17 protein-coding genes and 1 pseudogene are annotated in these 18,169 nt (G+C 61.5%); 2 read left to right on the top strand and 16 right to left on the bottom strand.

All coding sequences use genetic code 11. From position 1 onward, the window contains the following. Positions 1–604: 604 nt before the first annotated feature. Positions 605–817, bottom strand: coding sequence for a hypothetical protein (locus tag ACFTSA_RS13960; RefSeq protein WP_377952007.1), 213 nt, complete (start codon positions 815–817; stop codon positions 605–607). A 143-nt stretch (positions 818–960) separates the two neighbouring features. After that, the gene (locus ACFTSA_RS13955; protein ID WP_377952006.1) at positions 961–1,347 is read right to left on the bottom strand and encodes a helix-turn-helix domain-containing protein; all 387 of its coding nucleotides are present in this window, start codon (positions 1,345–1,347) and stop codon (positions 961–963) included. A gap of 122 nt (positions 1,348–1,469) precedes the next feature. Here ACFTSA_RS13955 and ACFTSA_RS13950 point away from each other — a divergent pair, with 122 nt between their 5' ends. Then, positions 1,470–3,095: a hypothetical protein gene (locus ACFTSA_RS13950; RefSeq protein ID WP_377952005.1), complete on the top strand. Its 1,626-nt coding sequence runs from the start codon at positions 1,470–1,472 to the stop codon at positions 3,093–3,095. Between the two features lie 402 nt (positions 3,096–3,497). Here the strand turns inward: ACFTSA_RS13950 and ACFTSA_RS13945 are convergent, their stop codons facing one another. From ACFTSA_RS13945 to ACFTSA_RS13910, 8 genes are all read right to left on the bottom strand, one after another. After that, complete coding sequence (locus tag ACFTSA_RS13945) at positions 3,498–4,865, bottom strand: MFS transporter (protein WP_377952003.1); 1,368 nt, start codon at positions 4,863–4,865, stop codon at positions 3,498–3,500. A gap of 53 nt (positions 4,866–4,918) precedes the next feature. After that, positions 4,919–6,025, bottom strand: a complete 1,107-nt coding sequence (locus ACFTSA_RS13940) for a zinc-binding dehydrogenase (RefSeq protein ID WP_377952002.1) — start codon at positions 6,023–6,025, stop codon at positions 4,919–4,921. 86 nt (positions 6,026–6,111) lie between these two features. Next, positions 6,112–7,479 (bottom strand): MFS transporter, encoded by a 1,368-nt coding sequence (locus ACFTSA_RS13935; protein ID WP_377952000.1) that lies wholly within the window; start codon positions 7,477–7,479, stop codon positions 6,112–6,114. Positions 7,480–7,640: 161 nt separating this feature from the next. Beyond that, on the bottom strand, positions 7,641–8,519 hold the full coding sequence (locus ACFTSA_RS13930; protein ID WP_377951999.1) for an alpha/beta fold hydrolase: 879 nt from the start codon (positions 8,517–8,519) through the stop codon (positions 7,641–7,643). A 4-nt stretch (positions 8,520–8,523) separates the two neighbouring features. Continuing rightward, complete coding sequence (locus ACFTSA_RS13925) at positions 8,524–8,898, bottom strand: hypothetical protein (protein WP_076797768.1); 375 nt, start codon at positions 8,896–8,898, stop codon at positions 8,524–8,526. Next, positions 8,891–9,799: an NAD(P)-dependent oxidoreductase gene (locus ACFTSA_RS13920; protein WP_377951997.1), complete on the bottom strand. Its 909-nt coding sequence runs from the start codon at positions 9,797–9,799 to the stop codon at positions 8,891–8,893. Before ACFTSA_RS13920 ends, ACFTSA_RS13925 begins: the two co-directional genes overlap by 8 nt. Further along, on the bottom strand, positions 9,796–10,179 hold the full coding sequence (pcaC, locus tag ACFTSA_RS13915) for a 4-carboxymuconolactone decarboxylase (RefSeq protein WP_377952053.1): 384 nt from the start codon (positions 10,177–10,179) through the stop codon (positions 9,796–9,798). Before pcaC ends, ACFTSA_RS13920 begins: the two co-directional genes overlap by 4 nt. A gap of 11 nt (positions 10,180–10,190) precedes the next feature. After that, positions 10,191–11,615, bottom strand: a complete 1,425-nt coding sequence (locus ACFTSA_RS13910; RefSeq protein WP_377951996.1) for an NAD-dependent succinate-semialdehyde dehydrogenase — start codon at positions 11,613–11,615, stop codon at positions 10,191–10,193. A gap of 234 nt (positions 11,616–11,849) precedes the next feature. Here ACFTSA_RS13910 and ACFTSA_RS13905 point away from each other — a divergent pair, with 234 nt between their 5' ends. Then, positions 11,850–12,743, top strand: a complete 894-nt coding sequence (locus ACFTSA_RS13905; protein ID WP_076797771.1) for a LysR family transcriptional regulator — start codon at positions 11,850–11,852, stop codon at positions 12,741–12,743. Between the two features lie 78 nt (positions 12,744–12,821). On the opposite strand, the gene ACFTSA_RS13900 is transcribed toward ACFTSA_RS13905, so the two are convergent. From ACFTSA_RS13900 to ACFTSA_RS13875, 6 genes and pseudogenes are all read right to left on the bottom strand, one after another. Then, positions 12,822–13,046, bottom strand: a complete 225-nt coding sequence (locus ACFTSA_RS13900; RefSeq protein ID WP_076797772.1) for a hypothetical protein — start codon at positions 13,044–13,046, stop codon at positions 12,822–12,824. 93 nt (positions 13,047–13,139) lie between these two features. Next, the gene (locus ACFTSA_RS13895) at positions 13,140–13,445 is read right to left on the bottom strand and encodes a putative quinol monooxygenase (protein WP_377951995.1); all 306 of its coding nucleotides are present in this window, start codon (positions 13,443–13,445) and stop codon (positions 13,140–13,142) included. A gap of 197 nt (positions 13,446–13,642) precedes the next feature. Beyond that, a pseudogene (locus tag ACFTSA_RS13890) lies at positions 13,643–13,892 on the bottom strand (helix-turn-helix domain-containing protein); the annotation flags it as partial. A 112-nt stretch (positions 13,893–14,004) separates the two neighbouring features. After that, a complete protein-coding gene (locus tag ACFTSA_RS13885; RefSeq protein ID WP_377951993.1) occupies positions 14,005–15,261 on the bottom strand; it encodes a PIN domain-containing protein in 1,257 nt (418 codons plus the stop codon). A gap of 260 nt (positions 15,262–15,521) precedes the next feature. After that, positions 15,522–16,637 carry an alkene reductase gene (locus ACFTSA_RS13880; protein WP_377951992.1) on the bottom strand — a complete coding sequence of 372 codons (1,116 nt, stop codon included), beginning with the start codon at positions 16,635–16,637 and terminating at the stop codon, positions 15,522–15,524. Between the two features lie 752 nt (positions 16,638–17,389). Then, positions 17,390–18,133 (bottom strand): helix-turn-helix domain-containing protein, encoded by a 744-nt coding sequence (locus tag ACFTSA_RS13875; RefSeq protein ID WP_377922901.1) that lies wholly within the window; start codon positions 18,131–18,133, stop codon positions 17,390–17,392. Positions 18,134–18,169 lie beyond the last annotated feature (36 nt).

Here is an 18,169-nt window from a genome sequence, read left to right as displayed (position 1 = left end):
CGACAGGACAGAGCCACGCACCGGACACTGCAGCCCTCGCGGCCCATTGAAAACTGAACCCCCGGAAGCAGCTCGACAGGACAGAGCCACGCACCGGACACTGCAGCCCTCGCGGCCCATTGAAAACTGAACCCCCGGAAGCAGCTCGACAGGACAGAGCCACGCACCGGAATCCGAAAAATGAATGGAGGCTCCTGAAGTAAGCAAGCCAGCCGACTATCTGCGGGGCCTACAAAGGGACGGCCGTTTTCCCGAAGAGTTCTCTAGCTGCCGCGGATCGGAAGAGGCTCTATGCGCAGCGGCGATTCCCCCGGCCACACGAGAACGCCATTTCCAAGCCGTGAATTCTCAATGTCGAGCACATCCACGCGCCTTGACTGCCCGTCCGGATGAGTAAGCTCATGGATTACTCTCTGATGCCAGTGGCCGCAGAAAACGTGTGGAACCTCCAGCGAGTCAACTGCAGTGGTCGGACTTAAAGGATTCTCGGGCGGCGAGGACGGGAAGTTGCTCATTCTGGTCTCCTATGAGGTGGGGGGCGGTTGCCCTTGCTGAACCTCATGTGTGCGGAGTCAGATAAGCCTCTCCCCGCCCCGCTGCCCGGTTACCTCATGACGGACGCAACGACGTCGATCCTGGGAGGACCGTAATCCGGTTCCTCCGAGATCTCGGCAGCCTGACCCATCGGCAACGAAGCGCGCCACCGCTGGCTCCCGGAAACCCAGCGCCAGTTCAGGCTCCGCCCCGTAACCGCCTCGGCGTGCTCTTTCGCCGTCTCGAGGTCCTTGTGCTTGCCCTCGTCGTAGTGAGGGTGCACTGATCCTCCGTCCGGTGAGGGTCCAATGACTAGATCAAAGATCGTACGAGCCATGGTGATGCCTTCCTTTCCTGCGGTACTTCCGCTGTTTGCATCATGTGCTCGGCTCGGTCGCTGGTGTGGGACGGCGGTCGTGTTGATTTTCACTCCCTGGCGGCCGTCGTCTTGCTGGCTGCGTAGCTGGAGCGGCCGCGGGCAGCCCGGGTAGTCACCTCCGGGATGGAGCCCTTCTCGGCCCCGAACTCCTTCAGGTAGCGATACAGGGTGGCCCGGGACCAGTTCACTGCTTCGGCGGCCTCCTCCGCCGTCTTCCCCTCCCCCATCAGCTGCCGAACGAGCCGGACCTTCGTATCGACTGTTTCAGGTTTCGGTGGCTGCCGGCCGAACTTCACCCCCCGGGATTTGGCGGCGATCACGCCGGCGCGTACCCGCTCGTTGATCAGTTCTTTTTCGTACTCCGCCAGGCTCGCGAACAGCGCGAGCTGGAGGAGAACGTGGGTTCTGTAGTTTTCACGTGTCTCATGAGACATAGCAGTCGGCTTTCCCTGTCGGGGATGGAATGCCAAGGTGCCTATCGGTGAAAGCTTCAATGACGTCCCCCGCCTGGCGTGTCGCCTGCACGGACAGTTTGGGTACCGGATATGAAGAAGCAATGACTACTCTGACGGTGCATGAAGTCGAGCAGCTCGTCGCTCTGCGCCTTTCCCTGGAAGATTCACTGTCTCGCGCCAAGGGCGCGACCAAATATCGCCGAGGGACCGCCATCGTGGCCTTGGACGCAACAGTCGAGCGTGCCAGCTCGATAGTAGCGGTCACACGCAGCCTCCCGATTCCCAAAAGCGGCAAACTGGAAGACCTGATTAGTAGCCTTAGGGAGAGTTTCGGCTCCAGCTGGAAGCCAGCGGTGCTTCCGGACATTCGGCATCTGCGGCGCGCTCGTAACGCCTCTCAGCATGAGGGGCTCGAACCGGACCGCGAACAAGTACCTCTTTGGGCCAGTGCAGCCAATGTCTACGTTTCCACTCTCATCGAGGCCCAGTTCAACGTCGACATTCTGAGTGTCGTTTTGTCAGATGCCATCCGGGATCCAGATCTCCGTCAATTCATTCGGGAGGCCGAGATAGCGCGGGCGTCGGGGGAACCCAGTACCTGTGTCGATAGAGTCAAAGCGGCCTACCGTGAGGCCTCGATGAGGTGGACGAGTCTCCACCGCAACCGGCGACCAGCCTTTGCCCCAACGAGCAGTGAGCTGCTGGATAAGAAGAGCTACGACTACCTCGGGGGGCGGATCGACAACGTGCAGTCGGTACTGGGCGCAGCCGCTTTTTCCCAAGACCTGGCGGAAGCCGAGTGGTTCACAGTAGCTATCGCTGAGCAAAGCGATGTGCTGGATGCAGACGATGCTGAACGGGTGCTGAGCTTCGTCTTCGAGTGGATCGTCGAATACGAACGGGCAGCCGCTTCGTGGACTCCGAACCGGCGACACCGCGCCGCCGTGGCCCGGCGGAGGGTGCGCTCCGGGGATGGTCCGGCTCGAATCGACAAGTGCCTTTCCGTCGACCACAGCCATGGTGAGGTCCGTGCCATTTTCAGAATCGCTGATGTCCCCGCCGAAGCCGACTACCCGGCATGGACGCGGACTGTCCGTAAACTGCTGCCTAGTGCCGACCCCGTCCAGTACTGGACGGTATTCGATGATGGAACCATCGAGGTACGCAGTGCCATCGCGGCGCCCTCAGATGCTGCGGACGAAGTGGAAGTCCTGACTTCTGCCCTAAAACAGGCCGACGTCATCATGCATGAAAGGCGTCTGGTGACAGCGAAGGAAGATCTGCTTGCCCGGCAGAAGCGCGATGAATATGCCGAATCCCTGAAAACAGTCCGCGACGATCTTCCAGCTTGGGTGGAGGACATTCAGTGGTCTGACGAGGGCTTCGGTGGTGGGAAGACAGAGCAGCTAGTGGTTACACTCGCCAAAGATATGTGGAAGTTGAGGTTCGGGGAACGCGCTAAGGGCAGTTTCTTCGACAACCGCGCAAGCATTAACGACGTCATCCGAAATCATGAACTGGTCGACCAATGCTACGGCACGACCGGGCCCACTGATTTGGGAATTATGCCAGTCCTTACTGCTGAGCAGCTGGCCGTCGTTTTCAAGGATGTTGATGTAGAGGTTCGCGGCCGGCTCGACGTTGAAAGGAAAATGAACGAAGAGCGTGCAGCTGCAGTTACCGGTGCGAAGGCGCGTATCGCGGCGAAGTTGGCTGAGCTGTCGTAGTGCCCCTTTCGTAATCGGGCATGTCTATCGGTACGCCGCCAGCCTTAGGCGGTAATGTCCTGGCGCAGCTGGCGGGTGTGGGCGCGAAAGAGCTTGACGATGTCCACGTTGTCCGAATCCACCAGCCATTAGTTCTCCAGACCCTCGAGCATCGCGATCACCTGTCTGGAGGCCATTTCGTAGTCAACGTCCGTTCGGAGTTGTCCTGCCGCGACTCCGGCTTGGAATGCCTCACGCAGGAACGTGACCATGCATGTTCCGGACATGGAGTGGCGACGAGCCATTCCGATGGTGGCGGTACTAGAACAGCAGGCTGGCACTCAACAGAGTGCCAGCCTGCTGTTCTAGTGTGTGGTCACGTTCCCTCGGGAACTTCGCCGACCGCCGCACAGTCGCCAGCGTTCAGCTGCTGCGCGTTGTTCGACTCAGCTGCTCAGGTGCGGTTGAGGGTACCTTGCCGATAGTGTCCAGGTCGAAGTCCTTTGATTCTTTGGCCGCGGCGACGGCGGCCACGGCGATGATGGTGGTGAGGACAATGATGGCGACCAGCGGCCAGGTGCCACCGGACCACAGGACGAGGCTGCTGGCGATCACGGGGGTGAACCCGGCGAGGAGGATGGCCGCGGTCTGGTAGCCGACGGAGATGCCGGTGTACCGGACTTCCGTGGGGAACAGTTCGCAGTAGAAGGCCGGGAGGACCGAGTAGACGGCGGCGTGGCCGAGTGTGAGGAAGATGGTGACGCCGGCGATGATGGCTAGTGGGTTCCCGGTCTGGATCATCGCGAAGATGGGCCAGGCGCTGACGATGATGACGGCTGCACCAAAGAAGAAGGTGTTCTTCCTGCCGATTCGGTCCGAGACTGAGCCGAAAACGGGAATCATGACGATGTTGAGTGCCGAACCGATCATCACCGCGATCAGCCCGTAGGTCGCGGGTAGCTTTAGTGTTGTGGCGACGTAGGAGAGCAGGAAGACGGTGAAGAGGTAGTAGTTTCCGGCCTCGGCAAAGCGTGAGAACAGGGCGATGATCAGCGGTTTGCGGTGGTGTTTGAAAACCACCGGGATCGGCGCCTTCTGGTGTTCCTGCTTGCGTTCGGCTTCTGCCTTGGCAGCCAGGAAGGCTGGGCTTTCGGAGGCGTTGAGCCTGATGTAAAGGCCCACGGCGGCCAGGACGATGCTGATGAGGAAGGGCACACGCCATCCCCAGACATTGAACTGGTCACCGGAAATGGTTTGGGCGAGGGCGACGGCGGCGGTGCCGAGGAGAAGTCCGCAGGAGACGCCGATCTGTGGCCAGGCGCCGAAGAACCCGCGCCGGCGGGCGGGCGCGTTTTCGACGGCGATAATTGCCGCTCCGCCCCATTCGCCGCCCACCGCGAAGCCTTGGGTCAGGCGCAGCACGCAGAGAAGAATGGGAGCCCAGAAGCCAACGGTGTCATAGGTGGGGAGAAGGCCGATGGCGGCGGTGGAACCGCTCATGATGAGGAAGGTCAGGATCAGGGTCGACTTGCGTCCGATCCTGTCTCCAAGGTGGCCTGAGACGAAGGCCCCGGCTGGGCGGGCGAGGAATCCGACGCCGAAGCTGGCGAGGGCGGCGATCTGTGAGACGCCGGGTTCTGTCGAGGGGAAGAAGAGGGTGCCGAAGACAAGGGCTGCGGCGGTGCCGTAGACGGTGTATTCGTACCATTCGATGATTGCGCCGACGGTGCCGGAGATCAGGCTCTTACGCCGGATTTGGGCAGGCGTGAGAGCGCCATGTGTTGAGGCCATGTTTGGTGTCCATTCAGGAGGAGCGGGAGCGGGTCCCGTTGCGAGTGCGTGCGTTAGGCGCTTTCGTCGATGACGATGGCCGCGCGGGTAACCTCTCGGGCAAGCGACTTCTCTAGGGCCTCTTCGACGCCGTCCAGGGTGAAGGTCGCGTCCACGAGGGCACCGAAGGGGTACTTGCCCTGGTGCTCGGCCAGGAACTTCAGGGACTTGTGGAGATACCGGCCTTCGTAACGGTCCACGTGCCTGATCGTGAGTGCCTTGCGCGTGACGTAACCGGGGTCGAACGGCACGGTGGAGCCGGGTGACAGGTTGCCCATGACAACGTAGCGGCCGCCGCGGCGTAGCTGTTGCAGTCCCTCGATGAATGCGGCCGGCGCGCCCGTGACTTCCATGGCGACGTCAGGGCCTTGGCCGGCGGTCAGGCCCTGTACCACCGCCATTCGGTCCTCAAGCTCAGGAATCTGCACCATGTTGATGGTGTGGTCGGCGCCGAAGCGCTGTGCCTGGACAAGCCGGGGTTCGGATCGGTCGATGACGATAACGGCGGCTCCGCGTTCCTTTGCCACTGCGACGGCGTTCAGGCCCAGTCCGCCTGCTCCTTGGATGAGTAGCGTCTCACCGTATTGGAGCCCGATCTGGTCGATGCCGAAGGTGACCTGTGAGAGGGCGCAGTTGGCGCTGGCTGCCACGGAATCCGGGATCTCGTTGGGAACCTTGTAGACGTGCTGCCGGGGGTGGATGTAGTAATGCGTACCGAAGGCGGCGTGGAAATGCGGTGCCTCGCCCGGTTGTTTCCCGAAGAATTCGTATGCGTTGTCGCAGAGGTTTGGCTGCCCGCCCAAGCAGCGTGCGCAGCGGTCGCAGGTCTGGAAGTAGGTGGCGACGATGCGGTCTCCGACAGAGAGCGGCTGGCCTGCATTGTCTGTGGCGCGGTCTTTGCCGATAGCGGCGACGGTGCCTACCATTTCATGGCCCAGGCCGCCGCTCTTTTTCACGGGGTGCTTGCCGTTCCAGATGTGGAGTTCGGAACCGCAGACGTTCGCCCTGCTGACTCTCATGAGGATCGCACCCGGTTCAGGGGCGGGAAGCGCGTATTCGGCGTAGTCGAGAACCCTGGGGCTGGTCATCACAGCGACACGGCCGTAGGAAGTTTCATGCATTCGAAGTCCCTTTCAAAACGAAGGTGTGGAAAGCAGCTGCCGGGGCTGGAAACAGTCCCGGCAGCTGCCGGCATGGAGCTCTCGGCCTATTCGGCGACCTCGACGACGACGTCCGTTCCCGTATGCACGGGGTCCGCCACGTGCTGGTTCTTCCGGGCGAACAACACTGCGACTCCGGAGAGCACGCAGGGGATCGCGCCGAAGTAGAAGGCTGCCGTCGCCCAGGTGCCGCCGCTTCCGAGGATGCCGGTGGCTGCGGCGCTGGCCAGGATCGCCCCGATGGGGCCGACTGCTGCGACGAACGCCGCACCGCGCCCACGGATCCGGGTGTGGTAGCTCTCCCCCACGAAGAACAGCACGCAGGAGTACGGGCCGATGAGGAAGAACGTTCCAACGCTATAGAGGGCAACCACGGTCCAGAAGTCGCTCGGGCCGAAGATCATGGCGGTGAAGACAATGCCGCCGGTGATCCAGCCGAAGGCGATGACGTTTCGGCGGCCGAACCGGTCGCCCAGGGCGCCGTGGGTGAGGTAGCCGAGGTAGGCCACGACATTGGACATCAGCAGGATGGCCAGCGAATTCGTGAACGAGACGTGGTGGATGGTGGTGATCACGGTGGTTCCGAGGACGCTGAAGACCTGGACAGGGAAGTAGTTCAGGACGTGCCCGAGTCCCAGGGAGAGGGTGGTGCGCAGGCTGCGGCCGCGGAAGATGTCGGCCATGGTGCTGGGCTTGTGGTGCTCCTCGATGCCGAGGGCTGCAGAAATCTCCTGAGCCTCTGCATGGGCGCCGCTCTTTTGGAGCTGGTGAATCTTGGAGATGGCCTCGAACTGCGGCGATTCGCGCAGCTTACGGGTCAGGGCGGCAACGATAAAGGACGGAATGGCGGCGAAGACGAAGCATCCGGCCCAGCCGATGTGTGGCAGCAGGACAGCGGTAAGCGCTGCAGCGAGGATGGCGCCGATAGGCCAGCCGCCCTGGACGAGGGAGTAGATGAAGCCCTGGCGCTTCTTGATGCGGGGGTCATCGGAGGCGCCATAGAGCTCACTGAGGTATGCGCCGTTGACGCCCTGCTCGGAGAGGCCGAGTCCGCTGAGGGAGCGGATCAGGACGAGGAAGGGGGCGGGAAGAAGACCGGCAAGGGCGGTGAGCACAGAGGCGACCCCGGCGCCGGTGGTGGCGAAGGCCATACCTGCCTTCCGGCCGAACTTGTCCATGACGGGGCCTGCGGCGAGGCCGACGATGACTGCTCCGGCGGACATCCAGGTCACGAGGCCGGCCTGGGCGGCCTCATCCATGCCGAGGGACTTGCCGAGTTCAGGCAGCAGGGTGCCGAAGAGGATGAAGTCGTAGACGGCGAATGCCCAGGCCAGGAGGGCGAGGACGGTGGCGAATTTGATCTGCCCGTTGGTGACGTGCGCCGGCCGCCAAGCCGTGTTGCTGATGGGGGACATGATCCACCTCCATTGGTGGGTAAAGGGGAATGTGATGGGGGTTACATCTGTTTTTGGGCGTGACTGCCTAAGGACTTGGCGGCAGCAGTGCCTGTCAGTGGGGCGCCCGATGTGCGGCGCGTCGGGCGGGCCGGTGGACCCAGCCCGCCGTCAGGGAGTCCTTAAGCGGACTTGCTTTCGATTTCTTCGAGGATCGGCAGGAGGAACTTGCGGAACTCGTCGTAGTTCTCCGTGACCGGGAAGTGGCCGAGCCTGGGCATTTCCCAGAACTTCGACCCCTTCACCAGGTTCGCGGCTTCCTTCGTATCAGCCGGCGAGGTGTTGGGGTCGTATTCACCGGTCAGGAAGTAGAGCATGCACTTGCTGGTGTCGATCGCGGCGGCCTCTTCGGGGCTGACGTTGTGGTCGTAGTAGTAGTAATAGAGGTCGCCGGCGAAGACCCCGGGGCCGCCACACTGGTATTCCCACTGGATTTCGCGGACGTTTTCCTCCGGGGAGTACGGGGAGATGTTCAGCATCATGGCAGCGCCGGTGGAGGTGCGTGAGACGTTAGGGTTGTCGAATTCGCGGCGGATGCCGTCCATGCCGACTTCCACGTATTCGGCCGCGGAGCGCAATGCGCCTTCGACGGAGATCGTGGCCCGGTAGCGGTCGTTGAAGTTGGAGGCCAGGTCGATGGCCAGGTGGCCGCCCATGGAGCTTCCCATGTAGACGGGCCGGTCCAGTTCGAGGGCTTCGGAGAGCGCGTTCGGGAAGGCCATCATGCGGGACTTGGTCATGTTGTATTCCTTGGTCCACCACTTCTCCCCGTGCGGGGGAAGGGACTTGCCGTGGAACGGCAGGTCGAACGCGATGACGCGGTAGCGGGAGGTGACCTCGGCGTCGTTGAGCAGGTGGCGGTACTGGCGGCCGTCGGAGCCGGCGGTGTGCCCGACGATCAGCGGGATGCCCTGGCCGGCCTCTTCGTAGTAGACCCGGTATTCGACGTCCTCTACGGTGAGGTAGACGTATCCGCCCTTGATGGGTTCGAACTTTGCCATGACCTTACGCTCCTTCGCGGTTGAGCTGGCGGAAAATTTGCATGAGCCGGTTCAGGGCCGGCAGGTAGGCGTAGAGCTGGTGGGTGTTGCTCAGCAGCACCCCGTGCTTTGCCGATGAGCTCTGCAGCGACTGGAAGAACGGCCGCGGGAAGGGTGCCGTCATGTCGTCCCATTGCTCGTCGGTGCCCTTGATCCAGATGGCTGAATCCTGCGGGTCGGTGTCTGACGGTTCAACGGAGAGGAACTTGCCGTCGTCGTAGGTGGCCAGCCAAGCCTTGTCGCCGACGGCGACGTGCAGCTTGCCGGTGTAGTAGCGCATTTCGCGGGTGAACTCGAAGTCCTCGTTCGCGGTCTGCAGCACTTGTGCGAAGTCACGCATTGATTTGCCTTTCATCAGTGAAAGCAGGTGTGGTGATGGGGTTGGCGAGGTACTCAAACATCCTCGTGTGGTCCTCGGCGCCGTGCCCGGCGTCAAGGACGGACTGCCAGATGGCCTCGCAGTCGTGGCTGAAGGGGGCCTCGATGCCGAGGGAATCGGCCAGGGCGGTGGCGATCTTAATGTCTTTAGTCATCAGGCCGATCGGGAAGCCGGATCCGTACGTGCCGCTGAGCATGAACTGTGCGACCTTGTTCTCGGACGTGTTGCTGCGCCCCGACGAAGCGTTCAGCACATCGGTGAGGACCTTCGGATCGATGCCGAAACGCTCCCCCACCCGCAGTGCTTCGACCGTGGCGGCAACGGAGGCCGCAGACACGAGATTGTTCAGTGCTTTGGCCGCGTGCCCGGAGCCGGCCTGACCGACATGGATGGTGGACTTGCCCAGGACATCGAAAAGCTCCTTGGCCTGGTCCATGTCCTGCCAGCGGCCGCCGACCATGATGGCGAGCTGACCGTTCTGTGCTCCCCGGACACCGCCGGAAACTGGGGCGTCCAGGTAACGCATGCCCTGCTGTTCCAGCCGGACCCCCAGGTCACGGGAGCGGATCGGCTCGGAGGAGGACATGTCGATGAACAGGGTGTTCAGCGAGGCGGCGGCGGCGACTCCCCCGGTCAGGACGGCTTCGACGATGTCGGAGTTGGGCAGCATCGTGATGATGATGTCCGCATCCTGCCAGGCCTTGGCGCCGGTGACGGTGCGGGACCCCGGGTTCTGGTCCTGGAAGCGCTGGACGGCGCCCTGGTCCCGGTCATCAACTATGAGCGTGTGGCCGGCTTCGGCAAGGCGGGAGGCCATGGGGAAGCCCATGTTGCCCAGACCGATGAAGCCGATGATGCTCATGCTTCGGCCTCCATTTCCTTGAAGACCTCGCGGGCGAGGCGGAAGCTTTCCAGTGCCGCGGGGGCACCGCAGTAGATGGCGACCTGCAGGAAGACTTCCTTGATCTGTTCCTTGGTGACACCGTTGTGGATGGCTCCGCGGACGTGGACCTTCAGCTCGTGGGGCCGGTTCAGGGCACTGATCATGGCCAGGTTGATCAGGCTCCGCTGGGCACGTTCCAGGCCGGGACGGTTCCAGACATCGCCCCAGCAGTACTGCGTGACGAGTTCCTGCATCGGCATCGAAAAATCGTCGGCGCCGTCCAGGCTGCGCTGAACGTACGCGTCGCCGAGGACCTCCCGGCGCGTGGCCAGGCCCTTGTCAAACAGTTCCTGGTTCAGGGTTGCGGTGCTCACTGTGCTACTCCTTGTGCTGCTTCCTCGGCGGCGTTAAGGGGGGTCTGGTCCCAGACCGCCTGGATGTTGGTGAATTCGTGGACTCCGAGGTAGGACAGTTCACGGCCGAAGCCGCTCTTCTTCACTCCCCCGATCGGGATGCGGGGGTCCGAGACGGAGAGTCCGTTGATGAAGACCCCTCCGGCGTCGATCTTCCGGGCCATGTCCCGGGCCTTGGCGTTGTCACCGGTCCAGATGGCGGCGCTAAGGCCGAATTCTGAGTTGTTGGCCTTTGCCAGGGCGTCCTCCGCGTCGTCGGCAGCGATGACCGTGGCGACCGGGCCAAAGATTTCTTCCTTGAAGGCGGTCATGGATTCCGTGACGCCGGCCAGGACCGTGGGGGCGTAGAAAGATCCTGCCCCGGGGAGGCGGTGGCCTCCGGTGAGGAGTTCGGCGCCTTCAGCTACGGAGCGCTTTACCTGGTCATCGACATCCAGCAGGGCTTCCTCTTTGGCCATCGGTCCGACGAAGGTCTCCGGGTCTGTCGGGTCGCCGACCTTGAAGCCCTCGACCTTGCTCGCGAGTTTGGCGGTGAACTCGTCATACACCGCGCGTTCGACGATGATCCGCTTGGCCGAGATGCACACCTGGCCTGCGTTCACCATGCGCCCGGTGGCGGCGGCGTCAACGGCCTTGTCCAGATCTGCGTCCGCGAGGACGATGAACGGATCGGAACCACCGAGTTCAAGGATGACTTTCTTCAACGCGCGGCCGGCTTCTGCCGCGACGCTCTGGCCTGCCGCGGTCCCGCCGGTCACGGCCACGCCGGTGATGCGCGGGTCGTGGATGATGCCCGGGACCTGGTGGCGGTCGCAATTGACGACGGCAAAGGTGCCCTTGGGCAGTCCGGCTTCCTCCCACAGATCCTGCAAGGCCAGGGCGCACCCGACGACGTTCGAGGCCGGCTTCAGCAGGTAGCCGTTGCCGCCCAGGATGATCGGGGCTGCGCCGCGGAAGATCTGCCAGACCGGGAAGTTCCACGGCATGATGGCCAGCACGGTGCCGGTGGGCAGGTAGGAGATGTAGGCTGCGGGACCGATCGTGGTCGGGGTGTCCTTCAGCATGGCCGGGCCGTTCTCGGCATACCAGTCGAGCATGTTGGCACACTTGGTGACCTCGGCCTGGGCCTGGGTCACAGGCTTGCCCATTTCGGTGGTGATGACGCCGGCGAGCTTGACCGTGTCCCGCCGGAGCAGGTCTGCCAGCTTGCGGAAGACGTTGGAGCGCACTTCCACGGATGTCTCGCTCCAGGCTGCGAATCCTTTCGCAGCGGTGTCGAGAATCTCCCCTACGGCGTTCTCATCCACATAGGGATATGCCGCAACGTCTTCGCCTGTGGCGGGGTTCGTCGACTTAGCGACGGCAACTTCTATGGTGCCCATTGATGTGTTCCTTAGAGTTCGTGTGATGGGACTAACAACGACTTTAGGAGCCTCCGACACTTTGATAAATAAGAAGTTTCCGAAGTTTCACTTCTCGCAGAGAGAACGATGGTTCCTGACCATCTTTTCGCCAGAACGAGTTCGCCCGGGGTTGCTAGTTTCCGCCCCTCCTGCGATCCTTCTGTGTACGTGATGCTTCACGGTTTGTTACTTCATCGAGAGAGAACGAGGACAATGGAGATCTCGCAGCTGGAAATCTTCCTCGCCGTCGCCGAGACGGGAAGCATCACCAAGGCGGCGACCAAGTTGCTTCGTGCTCCGTCCAACGTTTCCACGCGCATCCAGCAGCTGGAACGTGAGCTGGGCGTGAAACTGCTGGTCCGGGACAAGCGCCAGAGTTCCCTCTCTGCCGACGGTGAGCTTTTCCGCGACCACGCGCAAAAGATCATCGACCTCGTCAATGACGCCAAGGCCTTCACGGCCCAGGGCGAGCCCCGGGGAAAGTTCAGGCTCGGAGCTTTGGAAAGCACGGCGGCGGTGCGGATCCCGCCGATCCTGGCCAGCTTCCATCTGCACTATCCGGCGGTCGACGTTGAACTGGAAGCCGCATCATCGGGTGTGCTGTTCGACCACCTCCTCAACGGGCAGCTGACAGCAGCCTTCTCGGACGGAAAACCGGCAGTGCCGGCACTGACTGGCATTCGGGCGTTCGCCGAGGACCTGGTGATCCTCACACCGCAAACCGTGACGGAGATCGACGACGACTTCAAGGCCTCCCACCCGACCGCGTTCATGTTCGGGACCATCTGCTCCTACCGCCAGCGCTTTGAAGACTGGCTCGACTTCCAAGGGATCGTTCCCGGACGCATCGTGGAGATCTCCTCGTACTACAGCATGCTCGCCTGCGTCGCGGCCGGAGGAGGTATCTGCATGATGCCCAAATCCCTCTTGGAGACCTTGCCGGGGGCCAGCAAAGTCAACGCCCACGTGATCCCGGGCAAACTGGGCAGGGCCGAAACCTGGCTGATGTGGCGCCGCGACTGCCGGTCAGCGAACCTCAAGGCATTCATCACCGAACTCAAAGAACACCTGAACCCCCTGGATCAGGCGGAGGAAGCAGCAGCCTGACAGACACAAAGGGCCCCCGCTGAGTTGCGAGTTTCAGCGGGGGCGGTCTTGTGCAGGCTGCGCGCTGTTTCGTGCCGCTCAGGAGATGAGCGCGCCTTCGACAAGGACGTTAAGTCCGACATCCTCGCGATAATCAAAAGCGCGCCGGGAGCCTGACTCGTCGATGACCCAGACCACGGTGGAATCGGCGGTCTTGGTGTCCACAACGGCCGGATACCGCCGCCCGTTTGATTCAACGACCTCAACTGGGTCGTTCGCTGCAAGAAGTGTCCAGTCCTGGGTGGCACGGAATTGCTGCCTCATTATTGCTTCCCTTCAGCAAAGGTCACGGGCATGGATTGGAAGAGTCCGTCGCAATAGGCGCTCACAACGGCGAGGCAAATGCGCCGGAGCCGCTCAGGGAACTTCATTGGGGATCACCTCGGTGGTATAGGTGGAGACGTGGCGGGAAGCGAGCCGCGGAATGATTTTTGTGGCGCCCAACTCCAGGAAGTGTTGGCTTTCCCGGTGCCGGTTGAAGTCATCAGCGTCGTGGTAAGACTGCAGGATCACGATCTGCGTCGTATCCTGTACGCCGCGGTAAAAGTCATAGCTAATGTTGCCCGGCTCCTTGCGGGTGGCTTCAGCCATGGCGCCCAGCAGTTCTAGTACCTGGTCGATCACTCCGGGCTTCGTCCCGTAATGGGCGACTACGTTGAACACAGCTCTCCTTCGAGAATGTTTAGGTGGGAGGGGGAATCGGGCCGCGCCTCGATTCGATACCTTCAGCGTACGGATGCTCGCCTGTCCGATGTAGCGGCAGTTTGGCAAGCATTCCTTCTCAAACTGAGAACGACCACGGCACGGGCCTTTCCGTCGGGGTCGACCCGGTGCCGTGGCTTGAACCTTTGTCTCCGTGATCAGGACCCCGCGGGAATCCAGCGGTAGAGAGTGGGCACGGAGACGCCCAAGTCCCTGGCAACGTCCTTGGGTGCTATGCCTTCACGCAGGAGCTTCTTGGCCGAGCGGATCTTCGACTCCGTCATGACTCTCTTTCTACCGCCCACCCGCCCCTGCTCCCTCGCGGCAAGCAAGCCCCTGAGTTCGCTCGACCAGGAGATCCCTCTCCATCTGCGACAGGCTGGCCATGACATTGAAGAAAAAACGCCCGTGGGTTCTGTAGTGTTCACGTGTCTCATGAGACATCCGAGACTTCTTCTGCTAGCTGAGTGCTGTCCCTGGCACCGGCGAGAATTAGCCGAGTGAGGCAACGGCCCTTAGCTCAGTCGTCCTCATAGCGGTCAAAGACCGGTCGCAACTCGTACTGTCGGATATGCTGCTGAATCTCTGATAGGCCTGCCCGGTCGTAGAGCACATTAAGACGAGCCCGAGTTTCTGCCAGTCGCTGCCGCAATTCGCTTGTCATTGGATCGTCCGGTTCAGTTCCGGCTTCCTCCCGAGCAATCATGTGGTTGCGCTGTCTGATCACTTCGGCTTCCAGTGCCCGGATTTCGGAATGCAGCGCTTGTAACGATTGGGAGGCCCGGGTGACGGCGTCAAAAGGAACGGGACCACGGACTCGCGGATCAATCCTCAGGTCGTATGCCGCCCGGGATGGCCACTCTGCATAGCTGGGATCCGGCTCGTTCTGGTTCTCGGCGCGTTGCTGCGCGACGTCCTCCAGTTCCTCCCTCGCGGATACGATTCTTTCGTGGCTTGCGTCGGACTGGACATGACTTGCTGCGTAGTTGAAGAAGGACAGGCCGTTGTATATATGGATGGACCGGCCGCCTGAATATTCTCGGAACTCTTTGATAAGTTCAGGCCGGGGCATAATTTGCCGGCCTTGAGCGGAAACCCACCAGTCCTCTTTCGCGTCCTCGGTCACGAGAATAATGTCTAGCTCGTGCTCCTTGGCGTGATCCAAGACCTGCCGCCAAAAAACGAAGTCACCGTACTTACGGTTGCCCTCTTTCGGTTGGTCTTTGTACCCGGGCGGGATCTGTTGGGCGAAACGGCTGGCTCCCTCTTTGTACAGCTTCTCCAAATCATCCGTCGACGGCTCGTCTCCAACCTTTCCCTCATACAGTGCTGTGATTTTCTCCAAAACTTCGTCTTCAGCGGACGGCCCGTTTCGATCGGCTAGCTTTGTGCTTTCCTCTCGGAGCTCATCGAGAAGATCTTTAGCTGCAGCCAGGAGCGCCTGGTGCTTCTCGCCGGCAGTCAGGTGTGACTTCCGCGGCGACTGGCTAATCGCGTTGACCAGTTTTTCAATGTGGTTGATCTGCTCTTTATGGGTTGCGTTCGTTTCGGACCGGACCGTTAAGCGGTTCTCGTGATATTCGTGGGCTGCCTGGAACGGTAGCCACAGTCGCTCTTGATAGGCGGAAGCCAACTCTAAGTACGTGGCAGAGGTTGTTGCCTCATATCTGTGGAAGTCCAACAGGACATTTGCATCGAACACTATGGTGGCTGTGTTCCAGAGACTCTGCAGCTCCTCCGCCGACGGCCTGTAATAGCCCCTGAACTTTTCCCGCATACCATCGAGCTCCTGAATTGCTCATGACTAAATCCCTCCGCATACTATGACCGGTAGCAGCTTTCGACATGCTCCCACGCGGGCGCGCTGTTGTAGTTACCCTCGACCGAGGTATCCCGGTGCAACACTGACTCAACGCTGCGCTGCCCCTTTTACGCTCGGGCCACTTCCATCGCCGGATGGGCCACAACACGGGCGGGGATGAGCCCTTTCGGCAGCCGTCTCGATATTGCCTGGATCCGACCCGCGGGAATGAGCTGTCATCCGGTAGTGAGGGCAGGATAGTCGGTGTACCCGAGGGATCCTTTGGCGTAGAAGGTGGCAGGTATTGGCTCATTAAGTTTGGCTCCTTGCGCCAATCGTTCAGCCAGGTCGGGATTTGCAATGTATGACCTTCCGAAGGCTACGGCGTCTGCGCTTCCTTCGCTGAGCAGACGGTGAGCATCCAGATGGTCCATTTCCTCATTTGCGATTACCGGTCCGCAGAAGAGTTCCTTGAGCCTGGTCAGCTGGCTGTCGTCGGCTTCGATTTCGCGGATAAACAGGAAAGCGATGTCCCTGCGTCCAAGTTCTCTGGCGACATAGCCGAAGAGTGCTGGAGCGTTGCTGTCGCCCATATCGTGTTCCTCTCCGCGGGGACGCAAATGGACTCCTACCCGGCCGGGACCCCATTCCTGGATGGCGGCGTCGGTGATTTCAAGCAGGAATCTTGCCCTGTTCTCAATGCTGCCGCCGTACTGGTCAGTACGGTGATTGGTGGAATCCTGGAGGAACTGGTCAATCAGGTAGCCGTTGGCTGCGTGGATCTCAACGCCGTCGAAGCCTGCTCTGCGCGCGTTGGCGGCGCCCTGACGGAAGTCCTCAACGATTCCTGGGATTTCGTCACTAGCCAGAGCTCGCGGTGTGACATAGTCGCGGTGCGGTCGTACTTGGCGAACCCGGCCTGCAGGCTTGACGGCACTGGGCGCAACCGGCAACTCACCGTCGAAGTACACGGGGTCAGAAACACGTCCTACGTGCCAAAGCTGAAGGAAGATCCGTCCGCCAGCCGCATGCACTGCTTTGGTCACTTCCGACCATCCCTTTACTTGGGCGTCATTCCATATGCCTGGAGTGTTTGGATAACCGATTCCCTGGGGGCTTACGACGGTCGCCTCGCTGATGATCAGGCCGGCTCCGGCTCGTTGGGCGTAGTAGTCCGCCATGAGCTGATTGGGCACCCGGTCAGCACCCGCCCTGCAGCGCGTCAGAGGCGCCATGAGTATGCGGTTCGGCAGAGTCAGGTCTCCGACCACAAGAGGATCAAACAGGTTCGTCAAGGCATCTCCTTTTCCTGCGGAAACCAGGCTGGCCGGTCTCATGATGTTCAGTGCCATTAAACCGTCCCGGGTATGGCCACCGCTGGTACGTCGAGCTTTGCGAAGCACGCGGCGGAGACTTCTTTGTCGCCTGTCGATGCTCACGTCTTGGGCGTAGGTGAGCGGAGGAAGAGTTCTCTGTTGTTTGCCGGGGGATGTTACGTCCCGGGCTTGGTCTCCGGGTCTTCATGCCACCAGCCTTCCCATGGGAATGACGTAAAGCTTCCTTGAGGAAACCCGGACGCTGCGGAGTTATCGGGCGACGGGCGGCCGTCACCTCTATAGCCGGCCCCGTCTACCAGAACCGATAAGAGATTGAGCAGCATTTTCATCGTCCTCCATGGGGTGAAGTGGGTGAATTCACTGGTCTGGTCCTGTGCGCTTTGCGACGTCTATCGGATCTGCGTACGTTTTGTGAACCTCGTCTTTTGTGAACAGGCGGCGGCCCGTGCCGTCGCTCAGGAGCAGCCACAGGTACTCGCCGTCAGTGGATACAGTGTCGACCGTTCCGGTGTGCGAAGTCTTCCCGGACAGCACCAACACGAGGTCACCCGGGCTTAGTTCGTTCCAGTGGACAGGACTGGTCGCCGTGCTTGGCGGTGACTCTCCCGCAGGCCCCCGCCAACGGTATCGGGTGGACGAATTCATCTGGGACTCCGTTCCATAGTCAGTGAGAGCAGGTGGACGCTCTCTTCAGTTGCTGATGCATGGCTGTTCGCGAGCGGATCCAATGCGTTGATCCAGCTGCGAACGGACAGTATTCGCCGGGGTTATGCGACCGGTGAGACAGCCTTGTCTGGCCCTTGGCTTCGCCGGCCGACCACAACCCAAATGGCAATGCAGTCTTCGGTGAATGGATTGCTAAGGCGGTGAGGGACGGAAGACAGGAAATTGATACTGTCCCCCGGGTTTAGTGTTCCTGAAGCGGATCCGGCCTCGACGTGGAGCCGTCCTTCGAGGACGTGGAAGTACTCGTGTCCACCGTGCCGCATGAGGTGGTCGGACGGGCAGGACTCGGTGCCGGCTCGGTAGGTAACGCGGAGCAGTTCCACGCTGGGATCGTTCTCCGCGGTCAGTCGCTCCCACAGGACTCCGTCGACGCGGAGTTTTGGGCGGTTCTTCGCTTCAAGGAGTCCGGGGAGTTGGTCGGTGACCGCGGCGGCCATCACCGGTGTGGCCGGGTTGCGGTTCTGCCGGGCCCAGGCTGCCGCATCCGCGGGTGCAACTGTGGTGTCTGTAACCCGGACGCCGGGTTCGGGAGCGGGATAAGGCAACAGTGTCCCGTCCTGCATCAGAGTGTCGAGTGATAGGCCTAGTTCTGATACGAGGGCGTAAAGGGTTCCGACAGATGGTGACGTACGGCCAAGCTCGATTTGTGAAACGAGGCTGGCCGAGACGTCCACACGCCGGGCGAGTTCCCGCAGGGACAGCCTGGCGCTTTGCCGGGCGTCCCGGAGCCGCGTGCCGAGCTGTATGGCAGCGTCCGATCGTGCCTCGGGGGCTGGTGCGCTCATGGTGTCCTGCTTCTCTAGGGTCGCTTGTGGCCCGCG

Source organism: Arthrobacter sp. NPDC057013 (assembly GCF_042674585.1).
GTDB lineage: Bacteria > Actinomycetota > Actinomycetes > Actinomycetales > Micrococcaceae > Arthrobacter.
This window is presented reverse-complemented; position numbering and strand designations above follow the sequence as displayed.